At 48.4% G+C, this 23,322-nt stretch carries 22 protein-coding genes; 18 read left to right on the top strand and 4 right to left on the bottom strand.

Translation table 11 applies throughout. The annotated features are described in order from the left end of the window. Nucleotides 1-2 precede the first annotated feature (2 nt). The 17 genes from miaA to U6B65_03010 all read left to right on the top strand — a co-directional run bounded on the left by miaA (nt 3) and on the right by U6B65_03010 (nt 17,885). A complete protein-coding gene (gene miaA, locus U6B65_03090) occupies nt 3-956 on the top strand; it encodes a tRNA (adenosine(37)-N6)-dimethylallyltransferase MiaA (protein WRS28127.1) in 954 nt (317 codons plus the stop codon). A 30-nt stretch (nt 957-986) separates the two neighbouring features. Continuing rightward, entirely contained in the window at nt 987-1,220 is a 234-nt protein-coding gene (hfq, locus tag U6B65_03085) for an RNA chaperone Hfq (GenBank protein ID WRS28126.1), read from the top strand. 21 nt (nt 1,221-1,241) lie between these two features. Further along, a complete protein-coding gene (locus U6B65_03080; GenBank protein WRS28125.1) occupies nt 1,242-2,462 on the top strand; it encodes an HlyD family efflux transporter periplasmic adaptor subunit in 1,221 nt (406 codons plus the stop codon). After that, a complete protein-coding gene (locus U6B65_03075; protein ID WRS28124.1) occupies nt 2,440-3,156 on the top strand; it encodes a YggS family pyridoxal phosphate-dependent enzyme in 717 nt (238 codons plus the stop codon). The genes U6B65_03080 and U6B65_03075 overlap by 23 nt, the downstream gene beginning before the upstream one ends. Nucleotides 3,157-3,204: 48 nt before the next feature. Next, nucleotides 3,205-3,630 carry a cell division protein SepF gene (locus tag U6B65_03070; protein WRS28123.1) on the top strand — a complete coding sequence of 142 codons (426 nt, stop codon included), beginning with the start codon at nt 3,205-3,207 and terminating at the stop codon, nt 3,628-3,630. A 9-nt stretch (nt 3,631-3,639) separates the two neighbouring features. Beyond that, nucleotides 3,640-4,404, top strand: coding sequence for a YlmH/Sll1252 family protein (locus U6B65_03065; GenBank protein WRS28122.1), 765 nt, complete (start codon nt 3,640-3,642; stop codon nt 4,402-4,404). 22 nt (nt 4,405-4,426) lie between these two features. Then, nucleotides 4,427-5,158, top strand: a complete 732-nt coding sequence (locus tag U6B65_03060; GenBank protein WRS28121.1) for a DivIVA domain-containing protein — start codon at nt 4,427-4,429, stop codon at nt 5,156-5,158. 243 nt (nt 5,159-5,401) lie between these two features. After that, the gene (gene ileS, locus U6B65_03055) at nt 5,402-8,167 is read left to right on the top strand and encodes an isoleucine--tRNA ligase (GenBank protein ID WRS28120.1); all 2,766 of its coding nucleotides are present in this window, start codon (nt 5,402-5,404) and stop codon (nt 8,165-8,167) included. 45 nt (nt 8,168-8,212) lie between these two features. Continuing rightward, nucleotides 8,213-8,725 carry a signal peptidase II gene (lspA, locus tag U6B65_03050; GenBank protein ID WRS28119.1) on the top strand — a complete coding sequence of 171 codons (513 nt, stop codon included), beginning with the start codon at nt 8,213-8,215 and terminating at the stop codon, nt 8,723-8,725. Beyond that, nucleotides 8,712-9,647: an RluA family pseudouridine synthase gene (locus tag U6B65_03045; GenBank protein WRS28118.1), complete on the top strand. Its 936-nt coding sequence runs from the start codon at nt 8,712-8,714 to the stop codon at nt 9,645-9,647. The genes lspA and U6B65_03045 overlap by 14 nt, the downstream gene beginning before the upstream one ends. 5 nt (nt 9,648-9,652) lie before the next feature. Further along, complete coding sequence (locus U6B65_03040) at nt 9,653-10,465, top strand: Cof-type HAD-IIB family hydrolase (GenBank protein ID WRS28117.1); 813 nt, start codon at nt 9,653-9,655, stop codon at nt 10,463-10,465. Between the two features lie 66 nt (nt 10,466-10,531). Next, a complete protein-coding gene (locus U6B65_03035) occupies nt 10,532-11,347 on the top strand; it encodes a Cof-type HAD-IIB family hydrolase (GenBank protein ID WRS28116.1) in 816 nt (271 codons plus the stop codon). Nucleotides 11,348-11,767: 420 nt separating this feature from the next. Continuing rightward, nucleotides 11,768-12,529, top strand: coding sequence for an N-acetylmuramoyl-L-alanine amidase (locus U6B65_03030; GenBank protein WRS28115.1), 762 nt, complete (start codon nt 11,768-11,770; stop codon nt 12,527-12,529). An 80-nt stretch (nt 12,530-12,609) separates the two neighbouring features. Further along, entirely contained in the window at nt 12,610-13,995 is a 1,386-nt protein-coding gene (gene radA, locus U6B65_03025; protein WRS28114.1) for a DNA repair protein RadA, read from the top strand. 529 nt (nt 13,996-14,524) lie between these two features. Continuing rightward, nucleotides 14,525-15,691 carry an HlyD family efflux transporter periplasmic adaptor subunit gene (locus U6B65_03020; protein WRS28113.1) on the top strand — a complete coding sequence of 389 codons (1,167 nt, stop codon included), beginning with the start codon at nt 14,525-14,527 and terminating at the stop codon, nt 15,689-15,691. Continuing rightward, complete coding sequence (locus U6B65_03015) at nt 15,681-16,871, top strand: ABC transporter permease (GenBank protein ID WRS28112.1); 1,191 nt, start codon at nt 15,681-15,683, stop codon at nt 16,869-16,871. The genes U6B65_03020 and U6B65_03015 overlap by 11 nt, the downstream gene beginning before the upstream one ends. Before the next feature lie 114 nt (nt 16,872-16,985). After that, a complete protein-coding gene (locus U6B65_03010) occupies nt 16,986-17,885 on the top strand; it encodes a transglutaminase-like domain-containing protein (GenBank protein WRS28111.1) in 900 nt (299 codons plus the stop codon). Nucleotides 17,886-17,937: 52 nt separating this feature from the next. Here U6B65_03010 and U6B65_03005 read toward each other — a convergent pair whose 3' ends face one another. The 3 genes from U6B65_03005 to U6B65_02995 form a co-directional block, all read right to left on the bottom strand. Beyond that, nucleotides 17,938-18,921 carry a Gfo/Idh/MocA family oxidoreductase gene (locus U6B65_03005; GenBank protein ID WRS28110.1) on the bottom strand — a complete coding sequence of 328 codons (984 nt, stop codon included), beginning with the start codon at nt 18,919-18,921 and terminating at the stop codon, nt 17,938-17,940. A 67-nt stretch (nt 18,922-18,988) separates the two neighbouring features. After that, nucleotides 18,989-19,666 (bottom strand): DUF2726 domain-containing protein, encoded by a 678-nt coding sequence (locus tag U6B65_03000; GenBank protein ID WRS28109.1) that lies wholly within the window; start codon nt 19,664-19,666, stop codon nt 18,989-18,991. 72 nt (nt 19,667-19,738) lie between these two features. Continuing rightward, a complete protein-coding gene (locus tag U6B65_02995; GenBank protein WRS28108.1) occupies nt 19,739-20,566 on the bottom strand; it encodes a nuclease-related domain-containing protein in 828 nt (275 codons plus the stop codon). 217 nt (nt 20,567-20,783) lie between these two features. Here U6B65_02995 and U6B65_02990 point away from each other — a divergent pair, with 217 nt between their 5' ends. Continuing rightward, nucleotides 20,784-21,800, top strand: a complete 1,017-nt coding sequence (locus U6B65_02990; protein WRS28107.1) for a tyrosine recombinase XerC — start codon at nt 20,784-20,786, stop codon at nt 21,798-21,800. Here the strand turns inward: U6B65_02990 and U6B65_02985 are convergent. After that, a complete protein-coding gene (locus tag U6B65_02985) occupies nt 21,797-23,293 on the bottom strand; it encodes a nicotinate phosphoribosyltransferase (GenBank protein ID WRS28106.1) in 1,497 nt (498 codons plus the stop codon). The two genes, U6B65_02990 and U6B65_02985, sit on opposite strands and share 4 nt — an antisense overlap. Nucleotides 23,294-23,322 lie beyond the last annotated feature (29 nt).

Raw genomic sequence — 23,322 nt, 5'->3', positions numbered from 1 at the left:
CCATGGCAGAAAACGAAAAAATACCCCTCATTGTAATCACCGGCCCCACCGCCACCGGTAAAACCGAGCTTGCTATTCAGCTGGCCAAGGAACTGGATGGTGAGGTTGTTTCGGCCGATTCCATGCAGATATATAAGTATATGGATGTGGGAACCGCCAAGCCCTCAAAAGAAGAGCGGCAGGGGATTCCCCATCATTTGATGGATTTTCTTGAGCCCAGTGAGAGCTTTTCGGTAGCCCGGTATGTGGAGCTGGCAGGAGATGCCATACAGGATATTGTGAGCCGAGGCAAGCGAGCCATTGTGGCCGGGGGAACCGGGCTCTATATTTCCTCTTTGATCGACGGCATTGCTTTCACTCCCATTGCAGAAGATCAGCAGCTTCGCGGGGAGCTGTATGAACAGGCTCAGCGTGAAGGCAACCAGGTATTGTGGCAGAAACTCGAACAGGCTGACCCCGTTTTGGCGCGGGGGCTGCATCCCAACAATCTGGGGCGGGTTGTCCGTGCCCTAGAGGTTTTTATGCTGACCGGGATTCCCATGAGCGAGCATCAGCGCCGTTCCCGATTGGAGCCTTCACCTTATAACCCCGTTATGCTGGCTTTATGCTGGCGGCAGCGGGAAACCCTCAACCAGCGAATTAATCAGAGGGTGGATCAAATGGCGGAGCAGGGGCTTGCCGAAGAAGTGAAATCCCTGATGCAAATGGGCTATGGCACCACCGCTTTTCAGGCTATCGGCTATAAAGAACTGTTTGATTACCACCGGGGGCTGTGCAGTTTGGAAGAAGCGTTGGAGGCGGTCAAGCTGGGCTCCCGCCGCTATGCTAAGCGCCAGATGACATGGCTGCGCCGGGATTCCCGGGTTCAGTGGCTGTTCCGGGAGGATTACAAAAGTTCACAGCAGCTTTTTGATGCGGCAATGGAAGCAATCACCCCAGCCTTACCGGGCAGGTGAGGCACAAGCTCGTGGAAGGAGCGCTTTTTGATGAACATGCAGGATACTTTTCTCAATCAGGTGCGTGCGCAAAAGATTCCGGTCACCATCTATCTCACCAATGGCTATCAAATCCGTGGTATGGTGATTGGTTTTGATCCCTTCACAGTCCTGCTGGATTGCGAGGGAAAGCAGAGTTTAGTCTATAAGCATGCAATTTCCACCATCAATCCGCTGAAGCCTATTGCCACCAAGCCGCCTCGTGAGGCTGAGGAAATTCAGTAATCCAAGCGTTATGGAGGCCCTATGAAAAAAAACATAAGTGATCACATTATCGCTTTGGCTGTTGCCCTCATGTCCATTTCCTACATTGGCTATCAGGCCTACAACTATTACTACAATCCCTATAAAACTGAAACGGTGTTCACCTATACAGTCTCGCAGAACACCACCGCTCAGGGAGTTGCTGTTCGGCAGGAAACCCTTTTAGAGCCGGTGGATGGCTCTGAAAATTTTCTGTATGAGGATGGCACCAAAATGGCCATTGGGCAGGTAGTAGCCGAATGCTACAACGATCCCGTGGGCAGCCGCAATATCCGGGAACTGAATCAGCTGAAATCCGAAATTGAAATGCTGCAAAATGCACAGGATAAAACCATCAATAACTATTCCAACACCGAGGCGCTCAACCGGGAGATTAAGGTGCAGCTGACCAACTTCACTAAAATGACCACCTCCGGCTGGTATAGCGATGCCGGTGTGCTGCGCAGTCAGCTGACCGCTCTCATAAACAAAAAGCAGATCGCAACCGGCAAAGTAAGCAGCTTTGAGAGCCGAATTCACGTTTTGCAGGCTGAATATGATGCACTGGCGCAAAATCAGGTTCCGGATTCCACACGTACAGTAACCACGCCGGTTGCCGGTTATTTTGTAAAGAATGTGGATGGTTATGAAACCATGCTCAATCCCCAAATGGTGGATAGCGGCACCATTGAAACACTGATCGGCTTTGTTGAGGGCGATGTTCCGCCTGCACCCACAGATGCCGTAGGCAAAATGGTCACCAATGCCAACTGGTATTTTATCTGTGCCATTCCGCGGGATACGGTGGAGTGGGTCACTCTTGGGCAGAATGTCTCTATGCGCTTTGATGTAATCGGCAATACGCCGATTCCGGCTGTGGTAAAGGATGTAATCAGCCAGCGGGAGAATCCCACCGCCATTCTGGTGCTGCGCTGTAACTATGTTACCTCTGATCTGATCAATCTGCGGGAGGCAGAAGTGGAAATCAACTTCCGCAACCATGAGGGGCTTAAAATCGATACAGCCGATATCCGCTTTGTTGATAACCGGCAAGGGGTTTATATTCTGGATGAAAACACCGTTTGCTTCCGTGTAATTGATCCCATCTATGAGGATCAGGGATTTATTCTTTCCAATCCCAACTCGTTGGAACCAAACGCTGTAAAAAAGTTTGATCAAATCATAAGGGGGAACGATCTCCATGATGGAAAAATCATCTCCTGAGCAGGTTCTTCAAAACCTGGCAGATTTGCGCCGGCAGGTTAAAGAGGCCGCTTTGGAGGCGGGGAGAGACCCGGATTCCATTCAAATTATGGCCGTTACCAAAACAGTTCCGGCTCCTCTGGTGAATGCGGCGATAGCAGGCGGCATCACCCTGCTGGGTGAAAACCGTGCCCAAGAGCTTCTGGAAAAATACCCGGATTACCACTTGAATCAGGCCGAGGTTCATTTTATCGGGCATCTGCAAACCAATAAGGTGCGCCAGATTGTAGATAAGGTCACCATGATTCATTCGGTGGACCGCCTCAGCCTTGCCAAAGAAATCAGCAGGCGCTCTCAGGAACTGGGTAAAACCATGGATATCCTGCTTGAAATCAATGTGGGGGATGAGGCTTCTAAATCCGGAATGCCACTGGAGCAGGCCGAGGGGCTTGCGGAGGAAATCGCAGGCCTGCCCGCTCTGCGCATACGGGGGCTTATGGCAATTCCTCCCATTTGCGGTGAAATACACCAAATTGAGCATTATTTTTCAGAGATACGCCAACTATCGGTTGACATAGGGGCAAAAAACAGAGATAATATGAGAATGGATATTTTATCTATGGGCATGTCGGGGGATTTTGTTCCCGCCATACGGCAGGGCTCAACCATGATCCGTCTGGGTACCGCCCTTTTTGGCAGCCGTCACGTTCAATAAGGCTACTGCTTTTCTAATATTACTGTTTAAAGATTTTTGGAGGTTACCATGGGGATTGTCGAGAAATTCAAAAACTTTATAGGATACCCTGAGGATGATTATTACGACGAAGCGGATGCTCCCGCGGATGATGGCATTGATATACCCATCAGTAGTGTGGACAAGCGCTCCAACAAGGTGGTTAACATTCATGCTACCACCCAGCTTCAGGTCATTTTGGTTAAACCCGAGCGGTTTGAAGATGCAAGCGGCATTGCCGACCATCTCAATGCCAAGCGTACCGTTGTTTTGAATCTTGAATCGGCCAACAAGGATGTAACCCGCCGCCTTATTGATTTTTTGAGCGGTGTTGCTTACGCCAACAATGGCCAGATCAAAAGAGTGGCCAACAGCACCTATATCATCACGCCTTATAACGTGGATATTATGGGCGATCTTTTGGACGAGCTTGAAAACAGCGGCGTTTTCTTTTAAGAGAACCCTATGAATCTTGCAAATTTAGAGGGCGATGAAAAGCTGTTTGTCGCCAGAATCAGGGATATTATCCGGCTTTCCTCTGAGAGCGGCCGGGCACGGTTTTCCCATTTTCTCACAGAGCGGCAGGTGCTGCTGGCGGCAGAAGCAGCTGGGCAGCAAAAGTGTGATACCTTCCGGCTTTATGGCGGATACGAAGGCGCCGGGCGAGTAATGCTGGGCGCTTTTTCTCCGTATGAGGAGCCTGAGGATCGTCTTTTTCCCATTCAGGGAATCCAGATAACCTACAAAAAAGAATTCAGCCTTTCACACCGGGATTTTCTCGGCTCCCTTATGGGGCTGAAGATAAGCCGGGAATCGGTGGGCGATATTTTGCCGGGGACCGGGGAATGTACTCTTTTCGTTTTGGAATCGGTGGCCCCCACTGTGCTTTCTGAGCTGGATAAGGTGGGCCGGGTAGGGGTAAAGTGCAAGCCTGCTTTGGCGGGCTCTGTTGCCTTTGAGCCTTCTTTTATGCCGGTTTCCGGGACAGTAAAATCGCCACGGCTGGATAGTATGGTGGCACTGCTCACTGGGCAAAGCCGGGGGAAAAGCGCCGATTTAATCAAAGCCGGTCAGGTTTCCGTGGCAGGGGCTCCCTGCTTGGAGCTGACCCGGGAATGCCTGCCGGGTGAAAGCATTTCCATCCGGGGAATTGGCAAATTTATATTGGATGATATTGGGGGCCTTTCCAAAAAAGGCAGGCTCCATATCCAGTGCAGAAAATATCTCTAAGCTACAAGGGGGAAGTTACAGCATGACTCCAAATATGATTCTGGACAAAAAATTTGACAGGGGCATGAGCGGCTATAAGGCCGACGATGTCAATGCTTTTTTGAATGAAGTATACGATTATGTGGTAAGCCTTACAGAAAAGAATCAGGAGCTGGAGGAGAAGCTTGTGGTTCTGGCTGAAAAGCTGGAGGAATACAAGGAAGATGAGGATAGCCTGCGGGCGGCTCTCATTGGTGCACAAAAGCTTGGGGATACCGTTGTGCGGGAATCCAAGAAAAAGGCTGAGGCCATTCTGGCAGAGGCCAATCAAAAATCCGAGCTGATTATCACCCGGGCCAAAACCCAGATTGATAAGGAAGCCATGGCGCTGACCACCATTCAGCGTGAAGTTTCTAAATTTAAAACCAAGCTGATGGCGATGTATAAGCAGCATCTGGAGCTAATCAACACCATTCCCAATGAGGCGCCGCAACCGGAATTGCCTGTGGAGGCCCCGCTGCCCTTAGAGCGTGAAAAAGAAACCGAAGCCTTGGAAGTTGATACAGCTGAGTTTCTCGCCACTGTGGAGGATGAACCCATTCTTCGGTTTGAAGAAATTTCCGCTGATGAAATGGAAGATGAGGCTGATATAAAAGCAGAGGAAGATGCCTCTAAAAAGACCGTTCAGTTCCCACACCGCAAAAAAGGCAATTCGTCCCAAAAATTCGGAAACCTGCGTTTTGGCGAAGGCTATGATTTAACCCGCCACGAATAAGGTTTTCAAAAATGGGGCATTTTCCCATATAGAATCCAGATCATGTATAAGCGCTGATATGAACATGTATCCGTGCAGGTAGAATTCGTTCTTTATGGTCATTTGAGATGTTTTATGCGTAAATAATCATAAAAACAGCATCACCAAGCCAAAGTCTATGCAAACATTTTTGCAGGAAAATACTTTGGCGCTGATTGGGCCGCTGGGTCCAAAATCATAAGCAACAAGGAGAGAACGGAGATAATGTCCCAGGATTACAACAAAACTCTAAACCTTCCCAAAACTGATTTCCCTATGCGGGCCGGCCTTCCTCAGAGAGAACCAGCCATGCTGGAAAAATGGGAAAACGAGCGGCTGTATGAAAAAATGATGGAGCATAACGAGGGTAAGCCTGTTTTTGCCTTCCACGATGGCCCTCCCTATGCCAACGCCGATATTCATCTGGGCACAGCGCTCAATAAGGTGCTGAAGGATATTATTGTCCGTTATAAAAATATGAATGGGTTTAAAACCCATTACGTTCCCGGTTGGGATACCCATGGCCTGCCCATTGAGCTGAAAGCCATTAAAGCTGCGGGCGTTCAAATTACCAATGATCCTGTCAAGCTGCGCCAGCACTGCAAAGAGTTCGCCCTCTATCATGTGGAGAACCAGAAAAAGCAGTTTAAGCGGCTGGGCACTATGGCGGATTACGACCATCCTTATTTGACCCTTGATCCTAAATTTGAGGCTACCCAAATCGAAGTGTTTGGCGCAATGGCTAAGAAAAACTATATTTATAAGGATCTTAAATCCGTTTACTGGTGCCCTGAGTGTGTCACCGCACTGGCAGAAGCGGAGATTGAATATGCCGATGATCCCTGCGATTCTATCTATGTGAAGTTTCAGGTTACAGACGATAAAGGTGTCCTGACAAAAATGGGTGCCAAGGATCTTTCCAAAACCTATGTGGTAATCTGGACCACCACCACCTGGACTTTGCCCGCCAATCTGGCTACCTGCCTTGGGCCTGAGTTTGAGTATGTGGTTGTGCAGGCCGATGATGAATACTATGTCATGGCCAAGGAATTGGTCGATTCGGTTATGAAAGCGGCCGGTATCTCCGATTATACTGTGCTGGGCTCTGCCTTGGGCAAAGAGTTGGAATACATTCAGTATTCCCATCCCTTCCTTGACCGCATTTCTCCGGTGATTCTGGGCGATCATGTCACACTGGAAAGCGGCACCGGCTGTGTTCATACTGCTCCCGGCCACGGTGTGGAGGACTTTGACGTTTGCGCTCGCTTCTATCCCGAGGTGGGTGTGGTTGTTCCTGTGGATGCTCATGGTGTTCTCACCGAAGAGGCTGGGCAGTTTGCGGGCCTGACCACCAAGCAGGCCAATAAGGCCATTCTCGAGCACCTCAAAGAAACCGGCCATCTGCTGGCTGTTTCTCATATTGTTCACCAGTATCCTCATTGCTGGCGCTGTAAGGAGCCCATTCTGTTCCGTGCCACCGAGCAGTGGTTCTGCAATGTGGAAGACTTTAAAGATGAAACCATCAAGGCCATTGAAGGGGTTCAGTTTATCCCTGAATGGGGCCGTGACCGTATGACCAACATGGTTGTGGATCGCAACGCATGGTGTATTTCCCGCCAGCGTGTATGGGGTGTCCCCATCCCGGTATTCTACTGCGATGATTGCGGTGAATACATTGTAACCGATGAAACCATCAAGGTTGTTTCCGATCTCTTCCGTGAGGAAGGTTCCGACGCTTGGTTTATTAAGGATGCCGCTGAGATTCTTCCCAAGGGCTTTAGCTGTCCACACTGCGGCAGTTCCAAGGGCTTTACCAAGGAAAAAGACATTATGGATGTCTGGTTTGATTCCGGTGTCTCCCATGCTGCTGTGCTGGAGCGCTGGCCGGATCAGCAGTGGCCTTGTGACCTCTATTTGGAGGGTACCGACCAGTACCGTGGCTGGTTCCAGTCCTCGCTGCTCACCTCCGTTGCGTGGAGAGGGCAGGCCCCCTATAAAGCAGTGTGCACCCATGGCTGGGTTGTGGACGGTGAAGGCCGTAAAATGTCCAAATCCTTGGGCAATGGTGTTGTTCCCGAGGATATCATCAAGGATTTCGGTGCGGATATTCTTCGCCTGTGGGTTGCCTCTTCCGATTATCATGCGGATATCCGTATCTCCAAGGATATTCTCAAGCAGCTTTCCGAGATTTACCGTAAAATCCGCAACACGGCCCGATATATTCTGGGCAATTTGGATGGCTTTAACCCGGATACCGACTGTGTAGCCGATGATCAGCTATTGGAGCTTGACCGCTGGGCACTGGCCCGGATGGATAATCTGCTGCAAAAGGCTAAGACCGCTTATGATCGGTTTGATTTCCATATCATCTTCCATGCCATTCACAATTTCTGTACCATTGATATGTCCAATTTCTATTTGGATGTGATCAAGGATAGGCTTTATATTGAGGCCACTGACGGTGTTCTTCGCCGCTCGGCCCAGACCGCCATCTACAAAATTCTGCGGGCACTGGATTTGCTGGTTTCACCCATCATTCCCTTTACCGCTGAGGAAATTTGGGGCTTTATGCCTGCTTCCAAGGAATACGACGCCGATTCTGTCACCTTCAACACCATTCCCGATTCAATCGGGCCGAAAGCTTCTGAGGACTTTATGGCCAAGTGGGATACTCTCATTGCCCTGCGTGATGAGGTTAACAAGGCCTTGGAGATTGCCCGTGCCGATAAGGTAATCGGTAAATCTTTGGAAGCCAAGGTTGTTCTCACTGCCGGTGCTGAACAATACGAAGCATTTTCTGCATCCTTTGAAATGCTGCCCATGCTGTTTATTGTCTCTCAGGTGGAGCTTCTCAAGGGCGAAGGTGATCTGGCTGTTTTGGTGGAAAAGGCAGAAGGCGAAAAATGCGAGCGCTGCTGGACCTTTGATAAAACAGTGGGTGAACATGCTGAGCATCCCACTCTTTGCAGCCGGTGCGCTGATATCGTATAAACGGCACAATCGGCCTGCACTTTTAGTTGCCACAATGGAGGTTCTATGAAAAAAAGCATCTTGCTGCTGATTACAGCGGCACTGATCGGGATCGATCAACTCCTGAAAAAATGGGCGGTAGAGGCTCTTGCCTCCAAAATAACCATCCCTGTTATACCTCGTGTGTTTTCTCTCACCTATGTAGAAAACCGGGGAGCCGCTTTTGGATTCTTGCAGGGCCGGGCTGGTATTCTGGCTGTTTTTACCGGTGCGATTCTAGCTGTAATGGCTTTTCTGCTGTTTGCCGGCCGTCTCAAGGGCAGACGCCTGATCAGCGGTGCTGTGCTTATATTAGCAGGCGGCGTAGGCAATTTGATTGATCGTGCCTCTCAGGGCTTTGTGGTGGATTATCTGGATGTAAGCCCCCTAATTTCTTTTCCTGTGTTTAATTTCGCCGATTGCTGTGTGGTAATCGGCACGGGGCTTCTTGCTTGGTACCTGATTTCCAGCGAGATTTCTTCCCACAATCCTGATTTGCCCTCTGAACCCAAGGATGTTCCCCCACATGAACAGATTTAATGAAAAACCGCTGTGGTTGGCTGCCCAGGCCAAAGACAGCGGTTGCCGTATGGATAAGTGGATTTCCGATCAGCTCCCCGATATTTCCAGAAGCATGGCCCAAAAACTCTGTGACGATGGGCTGGTTTTGGTGGAAGGCAAGGCGGTGGGGAAGAACTACCGCATACTGGGTAATGAGACAGTGGAGGTTATATTGCCCGCTCCCGCACCTTCATCGGTGGAAGCACAGGATATCCCTCTGGATATTGTCTATGAGGATGCCGATTTGTTGGTGGTCAACAAGCCCAAGGGCATGGTGGTGCATCCGGCTCCCGGTCACTCGGATGGTACCTTGGTCAACGCTCTGCTTTATCACTGCGGGGAGGAGCTTTCCGGTATCGGCGGGGTAACAAGGCCGGGTATTGTGCATCGGATCGATAAGGATACCAGCGGCCTTCTTATGGTGGCAAAGAACGATTTTGCCCATCAAGGGCTTTCTGCTCAAATCAGCGAGCACAGCTTTTTGCGTCAATATCGTGCGGTGGTTTACGGCGGATTTAAAACCGATTCCGGTACAGTGGATGCGCCCATTGGGAGACATCCCAAAGACCGCAAGAAGATGTGTGTAACCGATCGAGGCTCCAGAGAAGCGGTGACCCATTATCGGGTGCTCGACCGCTATCGTGGCTTTTCTGATTTGGAGGTTCGGCTGGAAACCGGCAGAACCCATCAGATTCGGGTGCATCTTGCTTATCTTGGCCACCCAGTGGCGGGGGATGAGGTCTATGGCCCTGCCAAAGTGATTACCCAACTGGGCGGTCAGTGTTTGCATGCCCAAATGCTTGGCTTTATCCATCCCAGAAGCGGTCAGAACATGGAATTTTCTTCGGAGCTGCCCGAATATTACACCGCTTTTTTAAGAACCCTTCCCGGAAAGGATTGAACTGGTTGAAAAAAGATTTTTCTGGTACCCTCCTTGTAACCGATTTGGATGGTACTTTGGTTACGAAAGAAGGAATTCCCCAGCGTAACATTCTTGCATTGAAACGCTTTGTGGAGCAGGGTGGGCATCTAGCCATTGCCACCGGCCGTTCTGTTTCTTTCGCACATCAGGTGGCAAGCCAAATCCCCATTAATATGCCCTGTATCATATTCAATGGCGGGTTGGTTTACGATTATACCACTCGGGAGCGCAGCCAAGAGGTATTGCTGCCGCCAGGCTGCGGCGCTTATATAAAAGAGATCATCCAAAAATTTCCCGATACTGGGGTGCTGCCGCTCCACAATGGCGGAGATGACTTGAAAAGCGAGGTTTTTTTCTCTTATCCCAAGAACGATATGACCTCTTTTTTCCCCCGGAACAGTGGTATTGACTTTGATCAGGACAGCAACTGGTATAAGGTGCTGTTTTCGATGAAGCCGGAGCAGGTTCCTGTTTTTGAGGAATTTGTAAATACCCTTGGCTATAGCAATGTTCGCTTTGTCACCACCATGGAGACCTTGGTGGAAATGATGCCTCTGCACCTTTCCAAAGGAGAAGCTCTGAGCGTTCTGGCAAAAGAAAAAAACATCGAGCCAGAAAAGGTTGTGGCCATCGGGGATTATTTTAATGATCTTGAAATGATTCAAATGGCCGGGCTGGGGGTTACAGTGGAAAATGCCCCCGATGAAATGAAGAAAGCGGCGGATTTGGTGGTGGGCAGCTGTGAAAACGGTGCTTTGGCCGATTTAGTCGAATATTTGGAGAAACTTCCCAGTTGATTGTTTAAAAGGGAAGTGGCATGAAGGATAGAATAGAAAACCAGCAGCTGAGAGGAGTAAGGTACTATGAAACGCAGAATACAGGATATGGTGATTATGAGCGATGTGGATGGCACTCTGATAACCAGAGACCATAAGCGTTCTGCGCGAAACGTTGAAGCCCTCAACCGCTTTATTGCCAAGGGAGGCCGGTTTGGTCTTTCCACCGGGCGGGTTCCCATTCAACTAAAGGAGCTGCTCGGGCATCTGCCCATCAACTTCCCTTGCGTTATGTATAACGGCGGCATGATTTACGATTACAACACCGGAAAGATTCTCAAGGATTGGGTTTTGCCGGAACAGGCCCGCCCTTATTTCCGCATGGTGGAAGAAGCCGTGCCCACCTGTGAGGCTTTGGTTGTATCGGATAATTACTACATAATCCGAGAGGATACCACCCTAAAGGATCAGCAGAATGACAAGGGCCGCCGGTATGCCTTCTGCCCCGATCTGGATAAAATCCCTCTGCCGTGGCGTAAAGGGCTTTTCTTTATTGATGAATCCCAGTTTGATGCCTTTTATGAGCATGTAAACAACGGCAATTACCCCGGTGTGCGCTTTGTCGCCACCAATTACCGCCTTCAGGAGATGCTTCCCGAGGGCTGTTCCAAAGCAACAGCTTTGACTGAGCTGGTTAAAATGGAGAATGTCCCGCTGCAAAATCTGGTCTGCATCGGGGATTTCTATAACGATATGGAAATGATCAAGTTGGCCGGTATTGGCGTTACCTTGAAGGATTCTCCGCAGGATTTAAAGGATGCCGCTGATTTGGTGGTGGGAACCTGTCAGGACGGAGCCTTAGCCGATTTGGTGGAATATCTGGAGAGCATTTGTGAGGATTGATCTGCTAGGCAAAAATAGAAATGCATAATTTGGAGCCGCTCCTTTCCGGATATCAAATAGCGGCTTAGGCTGTAGATATAAGGCCTTTAATCAACCAAAAAAGATACTGTAGTTTTGATTCGTAATATTTCCTGCGTTAAATTGATTTTGACGCAGGAATACCACTTTATGTGCCGAGTCGGCACAATCCGGGGGGAATATGGGGGGCATTGGATGCCCCCCATAGAGAGCGTAGACTTAAGTCTACGCTCTCAGCAGCGGCTCCTTTGCACTTTATAGTGATACATTTTGGCATAACCAAAGCCTTGTCTCGCATACCCTATACTAATCTGCGGTGATAATATAGAAGTTGTTGTTTCTCAGCCGCCAATGGGCAGGGGAGGAAGCTCCGCAGAAGCTGTTGAATGTGAGGCGATGCGGATGAAGATGCACAAACGGCTTCTTTTAGGGTTGGTCGGCCTGCTTTGCACGTTGGCTATGGTGTTTTCCGTTCAGAGGGTGGGTGGGGCTCTGCCTGCCATAGGAACAGTCAGCAACCTGCCTGTAATTATTTTAGATCCGGGCCACGGGGGACAGGATGGGGGAGCCGTGGGGGTAGATAAAATCGTAGAGAAGGATATAAACCTTTCCATCGCCCTTATGCTGCGGGATCAACTGGAAATTTCCGGCTTTACAGTGGTTATGACCCGTGAGGATGACCGCTCTATCCACGATGAGGGCATTAAAGGTGCGAAGAAACAGAAAACCTCTGATTTGCATAACCGTCTGTCTATTATGAACAGCTACCCCAACGCCTTATTCCTCAGCATTCATCAGAATCAATTTGGTGATTCCCGCTCCAATGGGATACAGATTTTTTACAGCCCAAACAATGAGGAAAGCAAAGAGCTTGCTTCTACCATCCAACAGAATATGGTGGAGATGCTTCAGCCGGAAAATAAGAGGCTGCAAAAATCCGCAGGCAAAAACCTTTTTTTGATGTACGAAGCACAATGCCCTGCTGTGCTTATCGAATGCGGATTTTTATCCAATCGTACCGAGGCTTATAAGCTGGCTGATCCAGAATACCAAAGCAAGCTTGCTTTTGTCACCTTGTGCTCGGTGCTGGAATACCTGCAAGTGGAAATTCCGCCCGACATGGAAACCCAGCAATACAATACGATGACCGAAATAACACAGTAGCGCTTTGCGATGTATACAGCTTGTGCAGGTAATCCCGGCGGTTTCAAAATCTGTACAGCTGGAGCGGAAAGGATGTTTATATGGCGGCTAAAGCAAAAACAGTTCATGTTTGTTCACAATGTGGTTTTGAATCCCCCCGCTGGTATGGCAAATGCCCCGAATGCAGTGAGTGGAACACCTTTGTGGAAGAAACACGTTTGCCGCCTTCCCCCAAGGAAAAGCTGCGTGCCACAGTGGCTTCTCCCGGTCAGTTGGATGCGGCGGTTTCCAAAATCACGGTGCTGGATGCCTCGGATGAAATCCGCCAGCAAACCGGCCTTTCCGAACTGGATCGGGTGTTGGGCGGAGGTATCGTGGATGGTTCGGTGATGCTTCTGGCCGGTGACCCGGGAATCGGAAAATCCACCCTTCTTCTGCAAATCTGCAACACATTGTGTCAGGGCAAGAAGGTGCTGTATATAGCCGGAGAGGAAAGCCCAAGGCAGATCAAAATGCGGGCAATCCGCTTGGGGATTGACAGCGAAAACCTGTTTGTGGCGGCTGTTACCGACATTGAAAAGGTTGTCAGCACCATTGAATATGTAAACCCGGATATGGTGATGGTGGATTCCATTCAGACCATGAATTTGGCAACGCTCAGCTCTTCCAACGGCAGTGTCAGCCAGGTGCGTGAGTGCACCCAATGGCTGATTCGCGCAGCGAAATCCATGGAAATCCCCGTGTTCATTGTGGGGCATGTAAACAAGGATGGCGGCATTGCTGGCCCCAAGGTTCTGGAGCATATGGTGGATGTGGTTCTCTATTTTGAAGGGGAGCGCCATTCCACTTATCGCATTCTGCGTGCAGTTAAAAACCGTTTCGGCTCCACCAATGAAATTGGCGTTTTTGAAATGGGGGAATCTGGCCTTGTCAATGTAGAAAACCCCTCGCTGATGCTGCTTTCCGGGCGCCCTGTGGGTATTTCCGGCACTTGTGTAGCCTGTGTAATGGAGGGCTCACGCCCAATCTTGGCTGAGGTACAGGCGCTGGTGAGCAAAACCGGCTTTGGTACACCCCGCCGCATGAGCACCGGCTTTGATTATAACCGTGCGGCCCTGCTGATGGCGGTTCTGGAAAAGCGGGGCGGTTTTTTCTTTGGCAACATGGATGCTTATATCAACATCATTGGCGGCCTGCATCTGGATGAACCGGCGGCCGATCTTTCAGTTGCCATCGCACTGGTTTCAAATCTTTTGGACAAGCCCTTGGGTGATGATGTGGCCGCTTTTGGTGAAATCGGCTTGGCAGGTGAAGTGCGGAGTGTTTCCCACGCCGCCCTGCGTATCAATGAATGCGCACGCCTCGGTTTTTCTAAGGTGATTATACCTCATGCCTGTCTAAAGGGGCTTTCCCTTTCCTCCGGCTCAGACAGCATCGAGATTGTAGGGGTCAAGGGAATCCGGCAGGCACTGGCCCTGTTGGGCTGAAATACATACAAGCAAGCATACAAAATAAAACACAGAGATTCGCTGGATGATCAGCAAATCTCTGTGTTTTTTCAGGTCTTGATTTGGGGGATTGAGCCCATAGACTCCGGTGATACTGCCGCATTTTTATGACCCTTGCTAGGGCCTTTCTTGGGGAGCACTATGGTTTCGTAATAGCCGCAGGCGGAGCTGGTATCACTGGTCAAATTGGAAATATGGTTCAAGGTACAGTAACCATCTTGCTGATGTCGGCAAGATTGATCACAGGTAATCAAATTCAATGCGATCCCCTCCTTCTTGCTATTCTAATACATGCTAACGGGAATATGCATTGCCCCAGAATTTTGCACCTTTTGAAAGATGCATTCACCGAATAAATTAAAGTTTTAAAAGTATGGGCAGTGGGTATAAATTCCTGTGAAACAGCAACACTAAAACCAGACTTTTGAATTTTGCCGAATTCCGGGGCTTTGTTTAATGACCTCGGAATTTTCGGCCTGTATACAGAATATACGGGAGGGGCTTCTTTATGAAAAAAAGGGTATTCATATGGGTGCTGACACTACTTATTATAGCCGGTTTTGCGGCAGTTCCGGGAATGGTGCAATCTTCCGTTCCTTCTGTTTATTATACCTCGCCTCAAATCAAATCCTACGAAAACTCTATTTCCTGCACCGGCGTGGTTCAGTCTGCTCAGGTTCAGGAGGTCTATCTCCAATCTGTTCTGATACCGGAAGAAGTATTGGTTTCGGTTGGGGATACCGTGCGGGAAAATGAGCTGCTGGTTCGGGTGGATACACAGCTCACCCAAGGCCTAAAAAATAAGGGCTATGATTTTCTGGATAGCCTTACCATGCAGGGACTGCCTGAAGGAATCCCTGCCAGCCTTCCACAGCTTAGTGGGTCAGCCCAGGGGGAAGAATGGCTGGAGCTGGCCTCGGCCTATGGTTTGACGGCGGCGATCAGCCAATACAGTGGAAATGCCGATTTAAGCGCTTTGGGAGCACTGCTGGGAGACAGCCAGATGGTTTCAAGTTCCTTTGATACTCCCATCAGCGAATCGGTTCCCTATATGGTAACAGAAGAGGCAGTGCAGGAGATTCGTGCGCCCATCTCCGGCATTATAACCGCACTGAATATAAAGAGGCAGGCCCCGGCCTCCACTGGTGTGCCGGTCATCACCATTGCAGACAGCGAAAATTTCAATGTAATGGCTACGGTGAGTGAAGCGGATATAGGGGAGGTAACGGTGGGGGACCGGGCCCGTATAAGCGGAACAGCTTTTCCTAATCAGGTGTTCAATGGAACCATCTCCAAAATATACCCGACAGCCCGCAAGGCTCTGAGGGGAACCACCTCGGAGACTGTGGTGGATGTGGAAATAGCACTGGATCAAGGAAGCCCCAGCCTGAAATCCGGCTTCACCGCCAAGGTGGAAATTCTGGGAGATGAAAGTCAGGATGTTTTGACCTTGCCCTATGAGGCCATTCGCCAGGATGAAAGCAACAACGAATTTGTTTATGTGTATACAGGCGGTACTCTGAAAAAAAGAGTCGTTCTCACTGGCCGTGAAATGCTCAACGAGGTGGAAATCTTGGAAGGCGTTTCTCCCAGTGACGTAATTGCCTATAACCCAGAAAAACTGCTTGAAAAAAGCAATTATGTGGGGCTAAGGGGGCGTGCAGATGCTTCTTGATACGTTGCTTGCCGGGTTTAAGAACCTGGGCCGAAAAAAGTTTCGAAGCTGGCTGACCATTCTGGGCATCTCCATTGGCGTGGCCTCGGTGGTTCTGATTACCTCCATTGGCGATATTGGCAAAGAAACCATCAACCAAGAGCTGAACAGTCTGGGTATGGGCGGCTTGATGGTCAGCGGAGGCAGCCAGAATTCCCAAACCGTTTTAACGCACAAACATTTGGAGGTCATCCGTGAAAGTGCCGCTGTGGAACGGGCAATTCCTATAACGGTGGATTATCTGCGCAGCTACATGCGGGGGCTCATGATGGATGCTGTTGTGTGGGGCGTGGATTCGGGAGCCAATCAGGTTATCCCTATGGAGGCTCTTTATGGCCGGGTCATTTCCAGCGGAGATGTAGCGGGTAAAAATCCTGTCTGCGTGGTGGATCAGAATCTGGCCAAGGCCTATTATAAAAGGGATAACATTGTGGGGAAGACCCTAACCCTTCAAATTGGAAGCCGATACGAGGACTTTGAAATTGTGGGCGTGGTTAATTCCGGAGGCAACATTTTACAGGGCCTGATCGGGAACTATATTCCTTCCTTTATCTATATGCCTTATACAACCTATCAGGATATGACCGGGCGGGTCACCTTTGATCAAATTGCTGTAAAAACAGGGGAGGGAATCGACAGCGATGTTGTGAGCAGTCAGCTTGTAACGGCACTGAATCAGCTTTCGGGAACCACCTCGGGCTATAAGGCAGAAAATATGTTCGCCCAAAAGGAAAAGCTCAATACAGTGCTGGATATTGTCACCTTAGTGCTTTCAGCCATTGCTGCTGTTTCGCTGGTTGTAGCGGGTCTGGGCATTATGACCATTATGCTGGTATCTGTTAATGAACGAACCCGGGAAATCGGGATTAAGAAATCCATCGGGGCCAGTCGGCGGGATATCCTCTGGGAGTTCCTGGTGGAAGCGTTTACTATATCCTTTCTGGGTGGCATTATTGGAACGGTTATCGGAACCGGCATTACCCTGATCGGATGCATACCCCTGCAAATCCATCCTCAGCTGAATACAGAGCTGATTGTCTTTTGTGTGTTGCTTACCGTTGTTATCGGCGTTATCTTTGGTGTTTATCCTGCTTCTATGGCGGCAGGGCTCAAGCCGGTGGATGCTCTGCGCCACGAATAGAATAAAAATATATATGGCCGCTTCTTACCGCAGCACACGGGAGAAGCGGCCTTGTGTTTTGTCTGTAAAATGAGTATACTATTTTTTATGGACACGAGAGGGGAGGCAACGAGAATGAAAAAGCTGATGGTATGGTTGATGGCCAGTTTGTTGCTTCTCGCCAGTTGCGCACAACCTCCAGCTTCACCTGCTGTTTCACCATCCTCAACGCAGGAGATGGAAGTTTCTTTATCACCGGAGCCTTCTGTTCCAGAACCTTTTAAAGATATCTCTTCCATACCGGAGCAGATACCACCTGTTAATTATGTCCGAGAGCTGGCTGACCAGTTAATCGGGGAGCTGATTGCATCGGATATGAACCCTGAGGAAAGCATTCAGAAAGTCTATCTCTATTTGATTGATAACGTTTATTTTGCAGAGCCTGTAGGGCTGGATGTATGGCAATGGCGCAGCAGCCAGACAGAGCCGCCAACCTATGTGGAAAACCGTGCGATCAGCCCTTTAGCCTTTGGAATCGGCTCCTGCGAGGATTTTGCCGCTGCATTGGTTGTGTTGCTGGAGCAAATGGGCTTTGAGGCTCAGTATGTGGCGGGATATACCCTTTCCGTAGAGGGGGAATATGTGGATCATGCATGGGCAGTGGTACACCTTGGGGAGAATTGGTACCATCTCGACCCCCAATTGGAGCAGAATATAGTCCGCAATGGAACCACCGCCTTTCGCTTCTTTCTCAAATCCGATGAGCATATGCTGGCGGATCACAAGTGGGGAGAAAACCTGATTGCTTTTTGGCCGGGCATAACACCGGAGGATACACAGCGTATCCGCTCAGAATTCACACCCCCTGCCTGTATTGTTTCTTATCCTACCCTTGCACCTATCCAGGTGGTTCTTTCCAGCCAACCCGATCGCAGTACCGTAAAGGCGAGCATCCAGAAAGAACGTCAGCAGGCGGGGCCACTGGAATCCATACCGCTTAACATTGAGCCCCCGGTACTCATTACACCAAACTAGAAAAAAGAGCTCCACAGCCTTTGCAGGCAATGTGAAGCTCTTTTTCAATTCTTCATTCAAAAGGATACCGCAACCCAATCTGTTGACGAAGAAGATCACAAGTTTGTAGGTTCGCCAGAGAATCAGCAAGAGGCATTAGAGGCGATTCCTTAAGACCAGCCCGGATACACTCGTTTACATGCCGAATTTCATATTGATACCCTTCACCTTCACAAGGGGATTCCAGTGTAATGGTCTGGGTGCCTGTTATCAACTGTGCCCTCTGGGGGCAATAAAACTTCTCATCAACATGAATCGAACCGTTTGTGCCCATAATATCTATAGTATTTCCGGTTTCGCAATCAAAGGAGCAAAGCAGAGAAGCGATGGCTCCCGTATCATACCGCAAAACAATTCCATCGGTACGGTCAACGCCGGTTTCTCCCAATCTGGCGCTGATCATCAATTGGGCAGGCTGTTTTCCCATAACAAATTGCGTGAAATTGATTAGATACACCCCTATATCCAGCAAAGCGCCGCCTGCCTCATGGGGATCGATCAGACGGTCAGTAGGGTCGGTGGTGGCTTTAAAGCCCATTACCCCACGAATAGCGGTTATTTTGCCGATTTTCCCCGTTCGAATCCATTCCTGAACCTCCAAGGCCACAGGGAAACAACGGGTCCAAAAGGCTTCCATCAAAAAAGTGTTGTTGATTTTCGCCGCTTGGATCAGTTCGCTGGCCTGCATGCTATTGGGGGTCAATGGCTTTTCGCAAAGGACCGGTATACCTGCTTCAATACACTTTTTAGCAAAATAAAGGTGGTGGGGATGGGTTACCGAAATATAGGCAACATCTATTTTGCCTCGGGTGATAAATTGTTCGATACTATCAAAGGCTTGCCCAACCCCATACTGTTGACTAAAAGCTTCCGCCTTGCTCATAGAGGTGGAGCAAACCGCAGCCATGTGGGCATCCGAAACCTGCCGAAAACCTGCCATAAACCGATGCGTTATGCGCCCGGTGCCAACCAAGCCCCATTGAATTGCTTTTTGCATAATCACAGCTCCTTTTCGTATCAGAATACAGCCCGATTAATTGGAGTGACAAGGGAGAATCCTGCAATTAGACCTTCTGAAATTGTGGAGTAGACGATATGTCGGAATAGCTTCCCTCGAGCTTAGAAGAAGGGGAGGGGGAGCTTTCTGTATAATTAAGCTTCTGGCGAATTTTATCAGCCAATTCAAAACTATCGAATACATGAAGAACCGGAACACCTGAGCTTTTAAGGGCATAATCCACAAAATGATCCCGTTCAATGCGGTCTTCCCGGTTATGGCTGGAATCATCCAGCTCAACAACCAATACCGGATCGGCCACAGAATTGCAGAGCACGAAATCCACATGCTTAGATTTGATTTTATTGAAACTCCCCATCCAATTATCCTGCCCGGTTATGGGCTCAATTACATCCGCAAGCCGAACCTTGGTAAAGACTGTCAATTCCAACAGCCTGCCCACCTTAAGGAGGTCAGAATAAAAAGAAAGCTCGTTTGGGGAAAGAAACTCTCTTTTTTTATAGAGATACTTTTTAAAACGTTCAAAATCCTCCACCGAACCGCCCAAAGAAAAATCATCGTCGTCATCAGCAGAATCGGGCTCGTTTGTGTAGGAGTACTGAGCCGGATCAACATTTCTCGTGGCTATCACAATAACCAGCACTGTAATCAAAAGAAACAGCGCTGCACCTAATATTCCAATCAGCAGCCATAACGGCGCAGTCATAAAAAAATCCAAACCCATAGTTGCGATCCTTTCCTGTATCCAAAATATCCCTATTTTAATCATACCATTAAAATAAAGCCAAAGGCAATATTATATCAAAATATCTTCACGATTGTTTTTATCTTTTAAAGACAGCCCTTTTACAAACTGGATGTGCGCATTCTTGGTTTCATCATCCGCATTTTCATAAACCTTCAATTGCTCATAGATGCGATTTACAGTTTGAAAATCCAGTATTTCTCCATTACGCTCCATGGTCAGCTTTAATTTATTGCCCAGCCCTGTATATCGAATAACAAAGGTATTGGGCTGCTGATTCACGATTTTTTTCAGTTCACTTTCCCGAGCAAAAACCACCACTGAAAACACCTTATCCGGAGATATTCCAGTAAGCTCACATATTTTCTTTACATGTGCTGCATTCTGCATAATGGGATTATAAAAAGTATATCTTTTACTTTTGGAATATGTTACTGTCCAATTCTTATCGGTATCCTTACCAAAAATCCATCCTCTATAATTCTTACTTTCAATAACAAAGATACCATTGGTATGTATAAGCACAACATCAACTTCAGTAGTTCGTCCATTTGAAAGGGGCAGATATATATTGCGCACCTGTTTGCCATATCCATATATGGGAATAGAGTGGAAAAACGCTATTTTTTCACCTCTGGCACCTATTTCATCTGCATTTTCTTTTTTATCTAAAAAGGGAGCAGGTAGAATTTGACCAGAAAACCTCTTATTGCTTTGATCAATAGGTCTATACTCCGTAACTTTTCTTACAGTAGACCCGGTTCTTTTTCGCATAACAATCGCAACAATAATAATCACAATTCCTATAAGCAAAAATAGCAGTATTCCAACAAGCGTGATTCTATAAAATGGTGCGTAAAAAGCGGGTGATATTTCCATAGCAGAGCACTTCCTTATTCAAGTATGATTGTTCGGCTAAGTATTTTATGGTATACTCATTTTAAATTGTAGTTGCACAAATGTCGCATACATACTTATATGAATGAAGCGACAGAAAGGAAAAGGTTCTTGTGAGAACCCCTCCCCTTAATTTCGCTAAATTTTAATTTAGCGAAATTAGTCTATTCTAAAAATGGGTAGGTTAAGGTATAGCTCAATGTCAAAGAAATCTCTCTATCAGGACTTCCCCGGCTATGTGCGGGATTATCTCTTTTATATGTTAACGATACGCGGGCGCTCTCCCCGCACAGTCGAAGCCTATGCTACCGATTTGCGGACTTTTTTCCGCTACATCAAAGCGGTCAAGGTTTTAGGCTATTTAGAAAAAGACATTGACCAAGGCCATGACCTTGCCATTGATGATTTGCCGGTGGAGGTTATGCAAAGCATCACGCTTTCGGATGTGTATACATACCTGAATTATACTATGATCAGCCGTGGAAACGATACAAAAGCCCGTTCCCGCAAGGTGAGCAGTCTGCGCGGCTTCTATAAGTATATCACCACCAAAACCAATCTCTTAGAAGAAAGCCCGGTCAAGGATTTGGAAATGCCGGCCTCCAAAAAGGCTCTGCCAAAATATTTGACCCTTGAGGAAAGTCTCGAGCTGGTTTCCAATGTAGATACAGCTTTCTCGGCAAGAGATTATTGTATGATCACACTGTTTCTCAATTGCGGCATGCGTGTTTCAGAGCTGGTGGGAATCAATGTACAGGATATCCGTGAAAACACTCTCAAGCTGCTGGGTAAAGGCAACAAAGAGCGGGTGGTTTATCTCAATGATGCCTGTTTGTTTGCCTTGGGAGAATATTTAAAGGTAAGGCCTCAGCCTACCCACAAGGAACACCAGAATGCCTTGTTTCTTTCCCGGCAAAGCACCCGGCTGACTGCCCGGCGGGTGGAGCAAATTGTGGAGCAGTGTCTTCGGCAAGCAGGACTATCTGGTAAGGGCTACTCCCCTCACAAACTGCGCCATACAGCAGCTACCCTCATGTACCAGCATGGAGAGGTGGATATCCGGGTGCTCAAAGAGATTTTGGGGCATGCAAATCTTTCTACCACCGAAATTTACACTCATGTTTCGGATACACAGATCGAAAAAGCAGCACAGCGCTCCCCTCTTGCCAATGTAAAGCTCAAGAAGAAAGCGCCCAAAGATTCAGGGAAGGATTAATTTTTTTCAGCAGACTCTGACGGACTGCCCCGCTCTTCAAAGCGGCTGATCTCAGCCAATAGCTGCTGCTTTGTCTCCCAAAGCCGGGGCGAGAGATCGACATAATAGGTGTGCGGATGCTCAAAACGCTTGACCTCATCCCACAAACGATCCACTTGAGCCAAGCAATAGGCCTGAATATCCCGCAGGTTGGGCAACTCATAGACCTGCTTCCCTTTTTCGAAAACGGGCACCAAAAGAGAATCTGCAATATAATTGGTTACCTTCTTCTTTTTCCAAATTGCCATGGGGTCAAAGATTACAATAGGCCGGTTATCGTCCACTTCTTCATCAAACTTGGTTACATAATCGGCTATAGCCTGTCCGGTTTCACGGCTATAAAACCGATACAGCTTTTTAAAGCCGGGGGTCGTAATCTTGGCAAGGGTTTCGCTGATTTTCATTTTTGGCAGGTAGAATTCGCCTTCCTGAATAGCAGTCAGCTTATAAACCCCACCAAAAACGGGCTCGGATTTGCTGGTGATGAGGCTTTCCCCTACCCCAAAACTGTTAACCTGTGCCCCTTGAATGAGCAAATCACGAATAATATTTTCATCCAAAGAATTGGATGCAATAATCTGCACATCGGAATAGCCTGCGCTGTCTAACAGTCTGCGGGCTTTTTTTGAAAGATAAGCGATATCGCCGCTGTCAATGCGCACACCCTTAGGGCGGCAGCCCAGAGGCTTGAGGACAGTATCAAATACTTTAATAGCATTGGGAATACCGGATTTCACAACGCTGTAGGTATCCACCAGCAGAGTGCAGTCGTTGGGATACAGCTTGGCATAGCTTTCAAAGGCCTCGTATTCGCTGTTAAACATCTGAACCCAGCTATGTGCCATGGTGCCCACCGCCGGAATCTGATAATCCCGGTCAGAAAGCACACAAGCGGTTGCGGCACAGCCCCCGATATAAGCGGCACGAGAGCCCAATATTGCGGCATCATATCCTTGAGCCCGGCGGGAACCAAATTCAAATACGGGCCTCCCCTGCGCCGCACGCACAATACGGTTGGCCTTGGTGGCAATCAGGCTCTGGTGATTGATGGTGAGCAGGATCATTGTTTCAACAAGCTGGGCCTGAATGACAGGGCCCCGCACCACCACAATAGGCTCATTGGGAAAAATGGGGGTTCCTTCACGGCAGGCCCATACATCACATTTAAACTCAAAATCCAAAAGATACTGTAAAAAATTCTCGCTGAAAAGCTGCTTTGTACGCAGGAATTCAATGTCCTCCTGTGTAAAATGCAGGCCCGCCAGATATTCCACAAGCTGCTCCAAACCGGCAAAAATAGCAAAGCCGCCTCGATCCGGGATACCACGGAAAAACATATCAAAAACAGCAATCTTATCCTGCAAACCGTTTTCAAAATATCCATTGGACATGGTCAGTTCGTAGAAATCGGTCAGCATCGTTAAATTACGGTTAATCTTCCAGTCAGTGGTCATTTCTGTTCTCCATTTCCTTACCCTTTTCT

The sequence above is a fragment of the Oscillospiraceae bacterium MB08-C2-2 genome (assembly GCA_035621215.1).
Lineage (GTDB): Bacteria > Bacillota > Clostridia > Oscillospirales > Ruminococcaceae > WRAV01.
Note: the sequence above shows the minus strand (reverse complement) of the source record. Positions and strands in the feature narration are given on the sequence as shown.